Raw genomic sequence first — 17117 nt, forward strand, 5'->3', positions numbered from 1 at the left:
TGATTAGTGATTGATCAGATTGGTTGTTACGCCGCTCTGTACCAGCAGTTCAGCATCGAGCGCACTGTGCTGCCAGACGGTGTAGACTACGCCGCCGACCGTAACATTGCCGCTGCTGCTCCAGTCGCCAGCGTCGCCATTATCCGGTAGCAGATCGGAGAGGTTAACCTTATCCCCGGCGTTGCCTTTCACCACCATCTGCACGTTGCCGGACATATTTAACAGATCTTTGCCGCCCTGCTGCAGAATATCGCCCAGCGACAGGTTGAGGATGTTATTGCCGCTGCCGGTAATATCGATCACTTCCATTGACTGAATCTTGCCGAGGAAAGAGGTGAGATCCAGCGTCTCGTTTGCCCCGTTCAGCTTCAACGTATCGATGCCACCGTTGCCGTTCAGCATCTCGATTTTGCTCAGATCGCTGACCTTATTAACAATAAAGGTGTTATCCAGGTTATCACCCACGCTAATCAAATCGCCGTTAATCACGGTTTGAACAGTTTCAGTGGGCAGCAACTTATCGTTATTAAGTTCGAAAATCAGGTTGTCGACAACAGCGGGAGTACCTCTACCTAAACCTGAGAATTTCATCGCAGTGAACGTTTTACCGGCAGGAAGCGTGACTTCAACGTGTTGATAAATACCGTTGCTTTTATAAATCTGCAGGGAATGAACGACAGTTCCACCATCATAAAAATCGACGCGAATATCTCTTTCTTTCATGGCTCTGGCATCGAAAATGACCTTATTGGTTCTAAAATCATTATTTAATTCGAGCGTCGCCGAATTGGTGAAGACTAATCCTAGTCCTTTATCACCCCAAATAGGGCCTTGTGCAGAAGCCCAACTGAAAATGCCATCAAATGTCGTATCAGGGCCAGCCCAGCGGAGATTGTAGCGGCCAAAGTCATAAACTCTATTCGCTCTTGGGCTGCTAACATCCTGATGATCTTCAAAATCAATCGCTAATGGGGTACGGGAGAAATAGTTTGAGACGTTGCCGTGCGCATCCATAAAGGCGGCGCGATATTCCGCTGAAAGACGTATGCTAGCGGGCAATGTCACGATAGCCTGGCCTGCCTGAACATCCGCGCTGGTCAGCGTATAAAAGGCATTCTTACCGTCGAGGTGGACGATAACCTTGTCACCGGCTACCACATTACTGTTTTTCAGGCTGACGGTAAGCTTATTGCCTTCACGATTAATCAGCTCTGGTGCGTTGGGTGGCGCAACATCCATGCGAATTTGGTGTATATCGCCTTCAACCATGTTGCCTGCAACATCGGTGATGCGCGTTTGTAAAGTCCAGTCGGCAGTGTGTACAGATTGATCTTGCCAGACCCATTTGTTGCCATCAATCAGCGCGTCGTGCCAGCTCAGGCCGCCATCGATAGTGACTTCCACACGAGTACCGGCCACTGTTGCATCGAAGGTGCCCCCGAAAATGCGTCCCGCGCGACCGTCATTGGTATAGAGATTCTCAAAATCCATCCCGCTGTCCTTGCCCATACCGGCAAGCTTCGCGGCGTCAGGGATAATCAGTTCGTGCACCACATCTTGTGACTGCTCATGCAGTGACTTACCCGCCTGATCGACAACGCGTAATGCATATGTCCAGCTGTCGGTATGTTCAGTGTTATCTTGTGCCTGCCAGCTGAGACCAGTTACAACAGGGTTAACCCATTTTGTACCATCCCAGAACTCCAGCTTCTCACCTGGCGCCAGTGCACGACTGAGCATCCCCTCAATCAGGCGACCAGCGGAGAGGTCGCTGGTGACGAAATCGGTGTCGCTGGCACCGGTGTCTTTCTCCATGCGCGTGAACGTGAGAGTAATGGGATTGGGTTGCACCAGTTCCACCTCTTGCACGGCGGGCACGCTGATGTTGCCAGCGATGTCGATGATGCGCACCTGGTACTCCCAACTTGCCACGTGCGCGGCGACGTCAATAAAACTCCATTTGAGGCCGCTGACCGCAAGTTTCTGCCAGCTGGTACCGCCGTCTGTTGTGTATTCAAGGCCATCACCGGCGCTGAGCGCTTTGCTAAGCGAGCCGCTGACGGTGCGTCCAGCACTGCCGTCAGTGGTTTTCCAGTCGTCGGCTACGCCATCATCTTTGCTCATGCGCTCAAAAATAACCTGAACGTCAGACGGTGTAACATCGAGCGTCACATTCTGAGTTTTTTCGTGCAGAGTGGTGCCAGCTACGTCGGTGACTCGCAGCTTATATTGCCAGCTATCACCGTGTACACCCGTGTCCTGTGCTTGCCAAACCAGTCCTTTAACGCTGGCGGTGCTCCATTGGGTGCCGTCCCAGAACTCCAGCGTCTCATCAGGCTCCAGAGTGCGGCTAAGTGTTCCCTGTACAAGACGTCCGGCGGAACCGTCTCTGGTGATGAAGTCTTTGTCACTGCTACCGGAATCCTTCTCCATACGCTCAAAAGTGGCCTGAATGGGAAGAGAAGGAGTGAGCACGACGTCCTGATGTCGATCCTCCAGCGTACTACCCGAGGCGTCAATAACGCGTACTTTGTAGATCCAGCTGCTGCCGTGAGCGGTGTCGTCCTGTGCATGCCAGCGCAGGCCGTTGGTAATGGCTTCTACCCACTTAGTGCCGTTCCAGAACTGCAGCTTTTCACCAGGTTCCAAAAGGCGGCTAAGATTTCCTTCTACCAGACGTCCGGCGGAGCCGTCTTTAGTAATGAAGTCGGTTGCGCTGGTGCCTGTATCCTTGTCCATTCGGTCAAAGCTGAGGCGGACCGGCGGTGGCAACAGCACCACGTCCTGCATCACTGGGGAGCTGATATTGCCAGCGACATCAGTGATACGCACCTGGTACTGCCAGTCGGAAATGTGACTGCCTTTGTCGGTAAAGGACCAGTCTGTGCCATTCAGGGTAAGCAGATGCCAGGTAATACCGCCGTCAAGCGAGTATTCGGCGACGTCACCGGTGCTCATCGCCGTACTGAGGGATCCGCTGACGATACGTCCAGCGGAACCATCAGTGGTACGCCAGTCATCCACAATGCCATCATCTTTGCTCATGCGATCGAAGATAACCTGTATCTGAGATGGCGTGACATCAAGCACCACCTGATGGCTCTGTTCCTGAGTGATATTGCCGGCGGCATCCACCACGCGTAGCTTATATTCCCAGCTGGCGTTGTGCGCAATGTTGTCCTGTGCCTGCCAGCGCATGCCGCTGACGCTGGCGGTCACCCATTTCGAGCCGTCCCAGAACTCCAGGGTTTCGTTCGCGCTGAGTGCGCGGCTCAGGGTGCCGTTTACCTGGCGACCGGCGGAGCCGTCGTTGGTGATGAAGTCGGTGGCGCTGGCGCCGGAGTCCTTCTGCATCTGGTCGAAGGTGATGTTAACCGGCAGCAGATTGGATGCACTCCACTTCACGTTGTCGATATGGAAGCCGTAGTCGCCGACGGAGGGCTCGTCGCCGGTGACCAGCTCGGCGCGGGCAATCTGGGTGCCGGACGGGGCGGTGAAGGTCAGGGTTTTGATGACGAACTGTTTGGCGGTGACGGAGCCGGTGTAGAGCAGCTTCTCGGAGCCAATCAGGTTGCCGGCGGCGTCGTAGAAGTTCATTACGGTGGTGTGGTTGTGCAGGGCAAAGTAGTCGAAGCTGAATTCGGACATACCCTGTGCACCAAGGCTAAAGTTGATGGTGCTCTTTTCACCGACCAGCAGGGTTTTAGAGTTGTAGCCGAACCAATTGTACTCGGATATTTCAAGGCGACTGTTGTGGTTTTGGATAATCAGCCCAGCCAGGGTTTCAAGCTGCGCCCCGGTGCTGATTTTTTGTATCCGCTCAGCGTCAAAGCGCTCTTCCGGAGCAGATGCAGGCGAAACGGCAGAAACGGCCACTTCCCGGCTGGCGATTGATTGATACGGCAGTTCGTCCTGCTCGGTACCGTAAGGGTTATAGCGGTTTTTTTTGGCGTCCATTTTTCTGAACCATTAATGATGTGTTAATGGCCGGTATCCTAATGAGGCTAAAAAATAGTTCTGTGCAGATATGTCTGGTATCGGGCAAAAATATTTTTGCGTTGCGCACTTAAGTAATGGCGAGGAGAGTAAAGCCAAAAAACGCAGCGGGAATTTCCCACTGCGCATGGTGTGATTAATGATTGAGCAGGTTAGTGGTGATGCCGCTCTGCACCAGCAGTTCAGCATCGAGCGCGCTGTGCTGCCAGACGGCGTACGTCACGCCGCCGACCGTAACGTTGCCGCTGCTGCTCCAGTCGCCTACATCACTTTTGTCGGGCAGGAGATCTGAGAGGTTTATTTTGTCGCCGGCATTGCCTTTCACCACCATCTGCACGTTGCCTGAGATGTTGAACAGATCTTTGCCGCCCTGTTGCAGAATATCGCCCAGCGACAGGTTGAGGGTGTTATTTCCGTTGCCGGTAATATCGATCACCTCCATTGACTGAATCTTGCCGAGGAAAGAGGTGAGATCCAGCGTCTGATTCGCCCCCGCCAGCTTCAGCGTATCGATGCCGCCGTTGCCGTTGAGCGTCTCGATTTTGCTCAGGTCGCTTACGTTATTGACGATAAAGAGATTATCCAGGTTATCACCCACGGAAATAAGGTCGCCGTTAAGCACGGTCTGAACGGAATCCGTTGGCAGGATTTTATCGTCATAAACCCAGAAGTTCAGGTTATCGATAGCCAGAACATCATTTGGAGTTGCTGGAATAAATTTTATGGAGGTAAATTCTTTTCCTGCGGGCAGATCCACTGTCAGATATTGGTATTTACCATTGCGCATATAGGCAGTGTAGTTATATGCCAATTTTCCATCATCATAAAATTCAATCCTAATGTCCCCGAGAGTTAAGTCTTTAATCTCGAAGGTCATTTTGTTGCTTTTTTTACCATGATTTAGCATCAACGTTACCGGATCTCCCACGCATGATATTCCCAGTGTATTAGTTGGATATTGCATGCCCTGTTCTTTAGCGACACCAGTAATTCCATGGTTAGCCGATGAACCTGACCAGATAATACTGAACAAACCAAAGTCATACGTTTTATTTCTGACCGGATAATTAAAAGCCTTCTGATCTTCAAAATCGAAGATCAGCGGCGTGCGGGAGAAGTAGTCCGACACGTTGCCGTGCACGTCCATAAAGGCGGCGCGGTACTCCGCCGACAGGCGGCTGTTGGCCGGCAGCGTCACAATGGCCTGACCCGCCTGGATATCGGCAGCGGTGAGGGTGTAAAAGGCGTTCTTGCCGTTGATGTGGACGATAACCTTATCGCCGGCAACCACGCCGCTGTTCTTCAGGCTGACCGTCAGCCTGTCGCCCTCGCGGTTAATCAAATCCGGATGGTCAGGCGGCGTGGCGTCCATGCGCACCTGATGCGGCGTGCCTTCGTAGGTGTTGCCCGCGCGGTCGGTGATGCGCGTCTGCACCGTCCAGTCTGCGCCGTGGTCTTCGTTATCCTGCCAGCTCCACCTGTTGCCATCAGTCAGGGCGTCGTGCCAGGTGAGGCCGCCGTCGGTGGTGACCTCCACACGCGCGCCGGTTTCCGCAGCGGCGAAGGTGCCCCAGTAAATGCGCCCGGCGCGGCCGTCGCTGGTGTAGAGGTTCTGCACGTCCAGCCCGCTGTCTTTGCCCATCCCGGAGAGGCCGGCGGCGTCCGGCAGCGCGAGGTCGAGCACCACGTCCTGCGTCTGCTCGTGGAACGGGACGCCGCCGGGGTTGAGGACGCGCAGTTTGTACTGCCAGTCGGCGGCGTGGGTGGCGTCGTCCAGCGCGCTCCAGCTGAGGCCGCTGACGCTGACGCTGACCCAGCGCTGGCCGTCCCACATCTCCAGCGTCTCGCCCTCGCTGAGCGCGCGGCTGAGGGTGCCTTCGACAAGGCGCCCGGCGCTGCCGTCATTGGTGATGAAGTCGGTGGCGCTGATGCCGGAGTCTTTGTCCATGCGCTCGAAGGTGAGGCTGACCGGCGGCGGCGGGAGCAGCACGGCGGTCTGACTGACCGGGGCGGCAATATTGCCGGCGACGTCGTGGATGCGCACGAGATAAACCCAGTCCTGGCCGTGGGCGGCGGGGTCGGTGAAGGACCAGCCGAGGCCGTTCAGGGTGGCGACCTGCCAGCTGACGCCGCCGTCGAGGGAGTATTCGACGACGTCGCCGGGGCTGAGCGCGCGGTCAAGCTTTCCGCTGACGAGGCGTCCGGCGGAGCCGTCGCTGGTGCGCCAGTCGCCAGCGATGCCGTCATCCTTCTCCATGTAATCGAAGGTGACCCGCACCGGTGAGGGCGGGGTGAGCAGCACGTCCTGATGCTGGTCCTCAAGCGTGCTGCCGGTGGCGTCGACGACGCGCAGCCTGTAGGTCCAGCTGCCGCCGTGCGCCGCGTCGTCCTGCGCCTGCCAGGTGAGGCCGGTTGCGGTGGCGTTCACCCACGCGGTGCCGTTCCAGAACTGCAGGGTTTCGCCGGCGTTGAGCTCGCGGCTCAGCGTGCCTTCGACCCGGCGGCCGGCGGAGCCGTCGCGGGTGATGAAGTCGCTGTCGCTGGCGCCGGTGTCTTTTTCCATGCGGTCAAAGGAGAGGGTGATGTCGAGCGGCAGCAGGACCACGTCCTGCACCGCCGGAGCGGCGACGTTGCCGGCGATATCGGTGAAGCGTATCAGATACTGCCAGTCGGCGTTGTGGCCGTCGGGGTCGGTGAAGGACCAGTCCAGCCCGTTCAGGGTGAGCGTATGCCATGTTTTGCCGCCGTCGTACGAGTATTCGGCGACGTCACCGGCGTCGGGCGTGCGGTCAAGCGAGCCGCTGACGAGGCGGCCGGCGGAGCCGTCGGCGGTGCGCCAGTCGTCCGCGACGCCGTCGTCCTTGCTCATGCGCTCGAAGATAACCTGCACCGGCGGCGGCGTGACGTCGAGCACCACCTGATGGCTCTGCTCCGGCGTGGCGTTGCCGGCGGCGTCCACCACGCGCAGCCTGTACTCCCAGTCGGCGGCGTGCGCGGTGCCGTCCTGCGCCTGCCAGCGCATGCCGTTCACGCTGGCGGCCACCCACCTGCTGCCGTCCCAGAACTCCAGCGTTTCGTTCGCGCTGAGGGCGCGGCTCAGAGTGCCTTCCACCTGGCGCCCGGCGGAGCCGTCTTTGGTAATGAAGTCGGTGGCGCTGGTGCCGGTGTCCTTCTGCATCCGGTCAAAGGTGAAGTTCACCGGCAGCGGGCCGGCGGCGGCCCACCTGACGTTGTCGACGTGGAAGCCGTAGTCGCCGACGGCGGGCTCGTCGCCGGTGACCAGCTCGGCGCGGGCAATCTGGGTGCCGGACGGTGCGGTGAAGCTCAGGGTTTTAATGACGAACTGTTTGGCGGTGACGGAGCCGGTGTAGAGCAGCTTTTCGGAGCCAATCAGGGTGCCGTTAACGTCGTAAAAGTTCATCACAGTGGTGTGGTTGTGCAGGGCAAAGTAGTCGAAGCTGAATTCGGACATGCCCTGGGCGCCGAGGGTGAAGTTGATGGTGCTCTTTTCACCGACCTGCAGCGTCTTAGAGTTGTAGCCAAACCAGTTGAACTCGGCGATTTCGAGGCGGCTGTTGTGGTTCTGGATAATCAGGCCGGCCTGGGTCTCAAGCAGGGAGCCGCTGCTGATCTTCTGACTGCGTTCGGCGTCGAAGCGCTCTTCGGGGACCGCCGTAGCCGGTGCGGCGGAAAGGGTTGCTGTGGGGCTGGCTATCGGCTGATAAGGCAGTTCATCCTGTTCCGTGCCGTAGGCGTTGGAGCGGTTTTTTCTGAAATCCATTTTTCTTGACCATTAGGTAGAGGTAATGAGCGTTATCCTAAGTAATGAGAGGAGATGTGCCGTACAGACCTGTCTGATTGCTGCGGGGAATATTTTTAAGGTGCAAGCTTAAGATATGAGTAATGAAAATAATGTAGCGAAACAGAGCTTCGCTACATTTAGGGATGATCAGTGATTGATAAGGGTTGTCGTTACACCACTTTGTACCAGCAGTTCAGCGTCGATCGCGCTGTGCTGCCAGACGGCGTACACCACGCCGCCGACCGTAACATTGCCGCTGCTGCTCCAGTCGCCAACGTCGCCATTGTCCGGCAGCAGATCGGAGAGGTTTACCTTATCCCCGGCGTTGCCTTTCACCACCATCTGCACGTTGCCCGACATGTTGAACAGATCTTTGCCGCCCTGCTGCAGGACATCGCCCAGAGAAAGGGACAGGGTATTATTGCCGGTTCCGGTCAGATTAATTATCTCAGTTGACTGAATTTTTCCAGCTAATGCGGTCAGATCGAGATTGATGTTTTTACCGGTAAGTTGCAGCGTATCAATGCCGCCCTGACCACGCAGGAAAAAGTCATTGCTATTAAGATAGCTGGCATCACTAAGCTGGAATACATCATCGCTGTCGCTGCCCATATAAAGAGTGTTCTGATTGATTATTTGAAGATGTAAAGGTGCCTCCGTATAGCTCTGAGGGATATAATCAACATAACTTAATTTAACATCATCAAGCCATACATAAGACCATTGTGAATAGTTTAACGTAAACTTCAACGATGAAAATACTTCTCCATAGGGCAATTCAAACGCAATGGTTGTGATGTCAGCCGATTGCGTACCTGCCTGAGTTAATGTTCTCACTACCTTTCCTGCGGCATCGTAAAACGTAGCCGTGATAGTTTCATGGAGATTTAGATCACCCACCAGGAAGGATATTCTGTTTGCAGGTTTATTATTCTTTAAATCGATTTTATATGAGGTGTCGCCGCCACCATTAGCGATTTCAAGTGCCATGCTGGTCGGTGGCTTACCTATTCCACCTTGGTTCGTGTTACCAAACCGATTTTTGAACTCACCATTAGAAACAGAAAGAGCTTTGAGGGTAAATGCATCAAAAATAAATTCATCACCTGTTTTTATTGCAGTGGCACTTTTTTTATTGAAACTTTCAAGATATTCACTCTTTAATTCCGGCTTTAATACTCTCCAGTTTGAATTGTTTCCTACCATATCAATATAACTAGCGCGTATATCCTTTGGATTACCCACTTGAGATGAGTCCAGAGCAACAATGGCCTTTCCTGATGCAATATCTGCGGCAGATAAATTAACCACTACTGATTTGCCATCAATCATAAATTGCAGAGTTTCACCCGTTACCGCCGTGGCTGGCAGTGTTGCTGCAAGCTGTTTTCCGTCCCATGTAATCTCAGGCGCATCAACATTAACCCTATGATAGTGCAATGTTTGTTGCTGTTCTTTACCGAAACTATTCGCATTGGCAACTCGCGCTTTAATCACCCAGTCAGCGTTGTGAATGCCGTTATCGACCACAAACCATTTTTTGCCGTCATGTTGGGCGTCATGCCAGGTTACACCGTCATCGAATGACACCTGCACTTTTTCGCCTGGTTTAAGCGCTTCACTGATAGAACCATGAACCAGTCGCCCAGCCGCGCCATCTCGTGTCAGGAAGTCCGCGTCACGAGCCGCAAAACCACTGTCCTTAGATACGGCATCAATAGTGACTTCAGCCAGCACGGACTCAAGCGTTGCCTGCTGCTTATGGGGCGATGAGATGTTCCCCGCCACGTCCGTGATACGGACTTGATATTCCCAATCGGCAGAATGTTCAATATCGTCAACAAATGACCAGTTAACACCGTTAACGGTCAGTGTCTTCCAGGTCATGCCGCCATCGAGGGAGTATTCAATAAGGTCACCAGCACTGAGCGCTTTGCTAAGAGTTCCGTAAACGGTTCGGCCTGCGCTGCCATCGCTGGTACGCCAGTCGTTAGCGATACCGTCATCTTTCTCCATGCGCTCAAAATGAATCTGCACATCGGACGAGGTGGTATCAAGCAATACATTCTGCAGTTGGTCATGAACCGTTGTGCCCGCAGCGTCAACGACGCGCACCCAATAATCCCAACGACTGTGGTGCTCAATATTGTCCTGTGCCTGCCATGTCAGACCGTTGACGGTGGCCACTACCCATTGAGTACCGTCCCAGAACTCCAGCTTTTCGCCCGGATTAAGCAGGCGACTGAGCGTGCCTTCCACCTGACGACCGGCGGAGCCGTCGCGGGTGATGAAGTCGTTGTCGCTGGTTCCAGTATCTTTTTCCATGCGGGTAAAGGTGAGGCTGATAGCGCCGGGCAGCAGTAACACATCCTGAGTGACCGGAGCCGCGACGTTGCCGGCGATATCAGTGATGCGCACCTGATACTGCCAGTCTACGGCATGTGCACCGCCGTCGGTGAAGGACCAGTTGAGGCCGTTCAGGGTGAGCTTATGCCAGGTTGTGCCGCCATCCAGCGAGTACTCAATGAGGTCGCCGGGGGTGAGCGCGCGGTCAAGCTTTCCGCTAACGAGGCGGCCAGAAGAGCCATCGGTGGTTTGCCAGTCGTCCGCAATGCCATCGTCTTTACTCATGCGTTCAAAGATAATCTGCACGTCGGACGGCATAACGTCGAGCACCACCTGCTGGCTCTGCTCCGGCGTGGTGTTGCCGGCGGCATCCACTACGCGCAGCTTATATTCCCAGTCGGCGGCATGCGCGGTGTTGTCCGGCGCCTGCCAGCTCAGGCCGCTGACGATGGCATTTACCCATTTTGAACCGTCCCAGAACTGCAGGGTTTCGGAGGCGGCGAGGGTGCGGCTCATCGTACCTTCCACCTGGCGCCCGGCGGAACCGTCTTTGGTGATGAAATCAGTGTCGCTGCTGCCGGTGTCCTTCTCCATCAGGTCGAAGGTGAAGGTGATATCGCCTGGCAGCAGGACCACGTCCTGCACCGCCGGAGCGGCGACGTTGCCGGCGATATCGGTGAAGCGTATCAGATACTGCCAGTCGGCGTTGTGGCTGTCGGGGTCGGTGAAGGACCAGTCCAGCCCGTTCAGGGTGAGCGTATGCCAGGTTTTGCCGCCGTCGTACGAGTATTCGGCGACGTCACCGGCGTCGGGCGTGCGGTCAAGCGAGCCGCTGACGAGGCGGCCGGCGGAGCCGTCGGCGGTGCGCCAGTCGTCCGCGACGCCGTCGTCCTTGCTCATGCGCTCGAAGATAACCTGCACCGGCGGCGGCGTGACGTCGAGCACCACCTGATGGCTCTGCTCCGGCGTGGCGTTGCCGGCGGCGTCCACCACGCGCAGCCTGTACTCCCAGTCGGCGGCGTGCGCGGTGCCGTCCTGCGCCTGCCAGCGCATGCCGTTCACGCTGGCGGCCACCCACCTGCTGCCGTCCCAGAACTCCAGCGTTTCGTTCGCGCTGAGGGCGCGGCTCAGAGTGCCTTCCACCTGGCGCCCGGCGGAGCCGTCTTTGGTAATGAAGTCGGTGGCGCTGGTGCCGGTGTCCTTCTGCATCCGGTCAAAGGTGAAGTTCACCGGCAGCGGGCCGGCGGCGGCCCACCTGACGTTGTCGACGTGGAAGCCGTAGTCGCCGACGGCGGGCTCGTCGCCGGTGACCAGCTCGGCGCGGGCAATCTGGGTGCCGGACGGTGCGGTGAAGCTCAGGGTTTTAATGACGAACTGTTTGGCGGTGACGGAGCCGGTGTAGAGCAGCTTTTCGGAGCCAATCAGGGTGCCGTTAACGTCGTAAAAGTTCATCACAGTGGTGTGGTTGTGCAGGGCAAAGTAGTCGAAGCTGAATTCGGACATGCCCTGGGCGCCGAGGGTGAAGTTGATGGTGCTCTTTTCACCGACCTGCAGCGTCTTAGAGTTGTAGCCAAACCAGTTGAACTCGGCGATTTCGAGGCGGCTGTTGTGGTTCTGGATAATCAGGCCGGCCTGGGTCTCGAGCAGGGAGCCGCTGCTGATCTTCTGACTGCGTTCGGCGTCGAAGCGCTCTTCGGGGACGGCTGCTGGCGCTGCTGCCATAACGGCAGTGGCGACGGAGGTCTGCGCCACGGGCAGTTCGTCCTGCTCTGTGCCGTATGGGTTATAGCGGTTTTTTTTAAAATCCATTTTTCGTGACCATTAAGTAGAGGTAATGGTCGCTATCCTAAAGAGGTCAGGGAATAGCGCGGTCCAGACATGTCTGGTATCAGGCAAAAATATTTTTGCGGCGGGGACTTAAGAAATGGCGGGGAAGGAAAATTAGAAAGCGCAGCGGGAGGTTTCCCACCGCGCGTGGCATGATTAATGATTAATTACGTTGGTGGTGACGCCGCTCTGCACCAGCAGTTCAGCGTCAAGCGCACTGTGCTGCCAGACGGTGTAGACTACCCCGCCGACAGTAACATTGCCGCTGCTGCTCCAGTCGCCAACGTCGCCATTATCCGGTAGCAGATCGGAGAGGTTAACCTTATCGCCGGCGTTGCCTTTCACCACCATCTGCACGTTGCCGGACATATTTAACAGATCTTTGCTGCCCTGCTGCAGAATATCGCCTAGCGACAGGTTGAGGTTGTTATTGCCGCTGCCGGTAATATCAATCACCTCCATCGACTGGATTTTGCTGAGGAAGCTAGTGAGATCCAGCGTCTGATTCGCACCTGCGAGTTTCAGCGTATCAATGCCACCGTTGCCGTTGAGCATCTCGATTTTGCTCAGGTCGCTGACGTTATGCACCACAAAGATGTTGTCCAAATTATCGCCTACGGAAATGAGATCGTCTTTTACTATGTTCTGAACGGTCTCGGTTGGCAGTATCTTATTGGTCGAAGAGTGGAAATTAAAATTGTCCAACGAATATTCATCGGAGGGGCCTCCAGGGAAAATTATGCTGGTGAATTTTTTTCCAGCAGGCAAGGTAACTGTCACATTTTGGTTAACACGCTTACCGTCAATTATGTGAGTGTGGATTTTTGTCGCGCCGTCATAAAATTCCAGAACCATACTGGTTCGGTTTAATCCCCCAATAAAGAAAGAAACCTTATTGCTTTTAAAACCTTTATTGAGTTCCATCTTCATCGCAGAACGCCCATCATTAATCAGTTCATGTGAATCCCAATTAACAATACCATTAAAATTACTATTACCTGACCATGTAAGACTAACCAAGCCAATGTCATAAGTCTTTCCGGCGGTTACGCCCTGGAATAACGGAGCATCTTCAAAATCAACAATATATTCCTTACGAGAGTAATAGTCCGATATGTTGCCGTGTATATCCATAAAGGCGGCGCGATATTCTGCCGACAGCGGGATGTTAGCAGGCAGCGTGATGACGGCCTGACCCGCCAAAATATCGGCATTGGTTAAGGTATAGAATGCATTCTTATTATTGATATGCACGATTATCTTATCGCCTGCCACCACGTTACTGTCTTTCAGGCTGACAGTCAGGTAATTGCCTTCCCGATTAATCATCTCCGGTGCATTAGGCTGCGTGGTATCCAGTTGCACCTGATGCACGGCGCCTTCGGTGCTCTTTCCGGACTTATTTGTGACGCGTGTCTGCAGCGTCCAGTCTGCAGTGTGCGCCGCGCTGTCCTGCCATAGCCATTTGTTGCCGTCAATCAGCGCCTCGTGCCAGGTGAGTCCACCGTCGGTGGTAACTTCAACCCGTGCGCCGATGCCTGTTTCGTCGAAAGTTCCCCAGTAGATGCGCCCTGAGCGCCCGTCGTTGGTAAACAGGTTATGTGAGTCCAACCCGCTGTCTTTGCCCATACTGGACAGCAGAGCCTCCTCTGGTAGCGGGCCTTCAAGCACAACTTGCTGCTTTTGCTCGATAATTTCATTATTTCTGAGGTCAGTAACGCGTAACTTGTATTCCCAGTCGGCGTTGTGCTCGGTGTTATCCTGTGCCTGCCAGACCAGTCCGTCCACAGCGGCGAGAACCCAGGCTTTACCGTTCCAAAACTCAAGTTTTTCGCCTGGTAAAAGGAGGCGGCTTAGCGTGCCTTCAACCTTACGTCCGGCGGAACCGTCCTCCGTGATGAAGTCGGTGGCGCTGCCGCCGGTATCCTTATCCATGCGGGTGAAGGTGAGGGATATGTCGGTGGCGAGCAGCGCCACGTCCTGAGTGACCGGCGCGGCGACGTTGCCGGCGACGTCGGTGATGCGCACCTGATATTGCCAGTCTTTGTCATGGGCATCCGGGTCGGTGAAGGACCACGCCAGTCCGTTCAGTGTGACGGGCCGCCAGGTGAGACCGCCGTCGAGCGAGAACTCAACGACGTCACCGGCGTTCAGCGCGCGGTCAAGACTGCCTGACACGGTGCGCCCGGCGCTGCCGTCGGAGGTTTTCCAGTCGGCAGGGGTGCCGTCGTCCTTCTCCATGCGCTCGAAGGTGATGTTCACGGCAGACGGCGTGACGTCGAGCACCACGCTCTGTGCCTTCTCGTGCAGGGCCTTGCCGACGTCGTCTGTGATGCGGACTTTATACTGCCAACTGGCCGCGTGCGCTGTCGTGTCCTGCGCCTGCCACGTCATGCCGCTCACGGTGGCGCTGACCCAGGCCGTGCCGTTCCAGAACTCAAGCTTCTCGCCCGGCTCCAGCGCGCGGCTGAGGGTGCCCTCGACCCGGCGGCCGGCGGTGCCGTCCTTCGTAATGAAGTCGCTTGCGCTGCTGCCGGTGTCTTTGTCCATGTGCTCAAACGTCGCCTGCACGGGCAGCGGCTGGATGAGCGTCACATTCTGGGCGAGGTCCTGCAGGGTGCTGCCCGTGCTGTCGGTAAGGCGCAGCTTGTACTGCCAGCTGACCGGGTGCAGGCGGTCGTCCTGCGCCTGCCAGGTTGTACCGTTCACGGTGGCGTTAATCCACTGCACGCCGTTCCAGAACTTCAGGGTTTCGCCCGGCAGGAGGGCGCGGCTCATTGTGCCTTCGACCAGGCGTCCGGCGGAGCCGTCCTTCGTGATGAAGTCGGTATCGCTGTCGCCGGTGTCCTTATCCATGCGGGTAAAGGTGAGGCTGATGGCGGTGGTGAGCAGCACCACTTCCTGCACCACCGGTGCAGCGACGTTGCCGGCGACGTCGGTGATGCGCACCTGATACTGCCAGTCTTCGCTGTGCGCGCTGCTGTCGGTGAAGCTCCAGCTCAGGCCGCTTACGGTGAGCTTCAGCCAGGTGGCACCTCCGTCGAGAGAGTACTCGATGACGTCGCCGGGGCTGAGCGCGCGGTCAAGCTTACCGCTGACGGTGCGCCCAGCGGAGCCATCGGTGGTTTGCCAGTCGTCCGCCATGCCGTCGTCTTTGCCCATGCGCTCAAAAATAACCTGAACGTCAGAAGGCGTGACGTCGAGCATCACTTCCTGAGTCTTTTCGTGAAGAGTGCTACCAGCGACGTCGGTGATACGCAGCTTATATTGCCAGGTATCGCCGTGCGCACTGGTATCCTGTGCTTGCCAGTTCATACCGTTGGCTGTGGCCTTAACCCAGGCCGAGCCGTTCCAGAACTCCAGGGTTTCATCCGGATCCAGAGTGCGGCTGAGCGTCCCCTGTACGAGGCGTCCGGCGGAACCGTCTCTGGTGATGAAGTCGGTACCACTGCTACCGGAATCTTTCTCCATTCGTTCAAAAGTGGCCTGAATGGGGAGAGAAGGGGTGAGCACTACATCCTGGTGCCGATCTTCCAGCGTACTACCGGAGGCGTTAATCACGCGCACTTTGTAGGTCCAGCTGCTGCCGTGCGCGGTGTCATCTTGTGCATGCCAGCGCAGGCCGTTGGCGGTGGCCTCCACCCACTGGGTGCCATTCCAGAACTCCAGTTTTTCACCCGGTTCTAGCAGACGGCTGAGGTTACCTTCCACAGTGCGTCCGGCAGATCCGTCTTTAGTGATGAAGTCGGTCGCGTTGGACCCGGTATCCTTATCCATGCGGTCAAAGCTGAGGCGTACCGGAGGTGGCAGCAGCACCACATCCTGCACCGCAGGAACGGCGACGTTGCCGGCGACATCGGTGATGCGCACCTGATACTGCCAGTTGGCTTTATGACCGTCCGCGTCGGTGAAGGACCAGTCCAGCCCGTTCAGGGTGAGTTTGTGCCAGGTTTTACTGCCGTCGGTGGAGTATTCGGCGACGTCGCCGGCGTCGGGCGCGCGGTCAAGCTTACCGCTGACGGTGCGGCCGGCACTGCCGTCGGTGGTTTTCCAGTCGTCGGCGACGCCGTCGTCTTTGCCTATGCGCTCGAAGATAACCTGCACCGGTGATGGTGTGACGTCGAGCACCACCTTCTGGCTCTGTTCTTGAGTGGTTTTACCGGTGTTATCGACCACGCGCAGTTTGTATTCCCAGTCTGCGGCGTGGGCGATAGCGTCCTGAGCCTGCCAGCGCATGCCGCTGACGCTGGCGGTCACCCATTTCGAGCCGTCCCAGAACTCCAGGGTTTCGTTCGCGCTGAGTGCGCGGCTCAGGGTGCCGTTTACCTGGCGACCGGCGGAGCCGTCGTTGGTGATGAAGTCGGCGGCGCTGGCGCCGGAGTCCTTCTGCATCTGGTCGAAGGTGATGTTAACCGGCAGCAGATTGGATGCACTCCACCTGACGTTGTCGATGTGGAAGCCGTAGTCGCCGACGGAGGGCTCGTCGCCGGTGACCAGCTCGGCGCGGGCAATCTGGGTGCCGGACGGGGCGGTGAAGGTCAGGGTTTTGATGACGAACTGTTTGGCGGTGACGGAGCCGGTGTAGAGCAGCTTCTCGGAGCCAATCAGGTTGCCGGCGGCGTCGTAGAAGTTCATCACGGTGGTATGGTTGTGCAGGGCAAAGTAGTCGAAGCTGAACTCGGACATGCCCTGCGCGCCGAGAGTGAAGGCGATGGTGCTTTTTTCGCCGACCAGCAGGGTTTTGGAGTTGTAGCCGAACCAGTTGTACTCGGCGATTTCGAGGCGGCTGTTGTGGTTCTGGATGATCAGGCCGGCCTGGGTTTCAAGCTGCGCGCCGGTGCTGATGCGCTGAATGCGCTCGGCGTCAAAGCTTTCTTCCGGGGCGGCTGCGGGCGCGGCGGCCATCACGGCAGCGGCAACGGTGGTCTGCGCCATGGGCAGCTCGTCCTGCTCGGTGCCGAAAGGGTTGTAGCGGTTTTTTTTAAAATCCATTTTTCCTGACCATTCAATTTGGGTAATGGCCGGTATGCTAATCAGGCACAAAAAATACGCCGTACAGACATGTCTGTTATCAGACGAATATATTTTTTTGTTCTGGACTTAAGAATTAGCGAATAGGGGGAATTGAGGAAAGGCGCAGCAGAAT

4 protein-coding genes are annotated in these 17117 nt (G+C 56.4%); all 4 read right to left on the bottom strand.

Features of this window, described 5'->3' with window-relative positions; genetic code table 11:
* Positions 1–3: 3 nt before the first annotated feature.
* The 4 genes from VIJ98_RS04125 to VIJ98_RS04140 all read right to left on the bottom strand — a co-directional run bounded on the left by VIJ98_RS04125 (position 4) and on the right by VIJ98_RS04140 (position 16963).
* The gene (locus tag VIJ98_RS04125; RefSeq protein ID WP_323272396.1) at positions 4–3957 is read right to left on the bottom strand and encodes a hypothetical protein; all 3954 of its coding nucleotides are present in this window, start codon (positions 3955–3957) and stop codon (positions 4–6) included.
* Between the two features lie 175 nt (positions 3958–4132).
* Positions 4133–7777, bottom strand: coding sequence for a hypothetical protein (locus tag VIJ98_RS04130; protein ID WP_323272398.1), 3645 nt, complete (start codon positions 7775–7777; stop codon positions 4133–4135).
* A gap of 168 nt (positions 7778–7945) precedes the next feature.
* Positions 7946–11953: an Ig-like domain repeat protein gene (locus tag VIJ98_RS04135; RefSeq protein ID WP_323272400.1), complete on the bottom strand. Its 4008-nt coding sequence runs from the start codon at positions 11951–11953 to the stop codon at positions 7946–7948.
* 174 nt (positions 11954–12127) lie between these two features.
* Complete coding sequence (locus VIJ98_RS04140; protein WP_323272401.1) at positions 12128–16963, bottom strand: hypothetical protein; 4836 nt, start codon at positions 16961–16963, stop codon at positions 12128–12130.
* Between the last annotated feature and the right edge of the window lie 154 nt (positions 16964–17117).

The organism is Pantoea sp. S18 (genome assembly GCF_045689705.1).
Lineage (GTDB): Bacteria > Pseudomonadota > Gammaproteobacteria > Enterobacterales > Enterobacteriaceae > Pantoea > Pantoea symbiotica.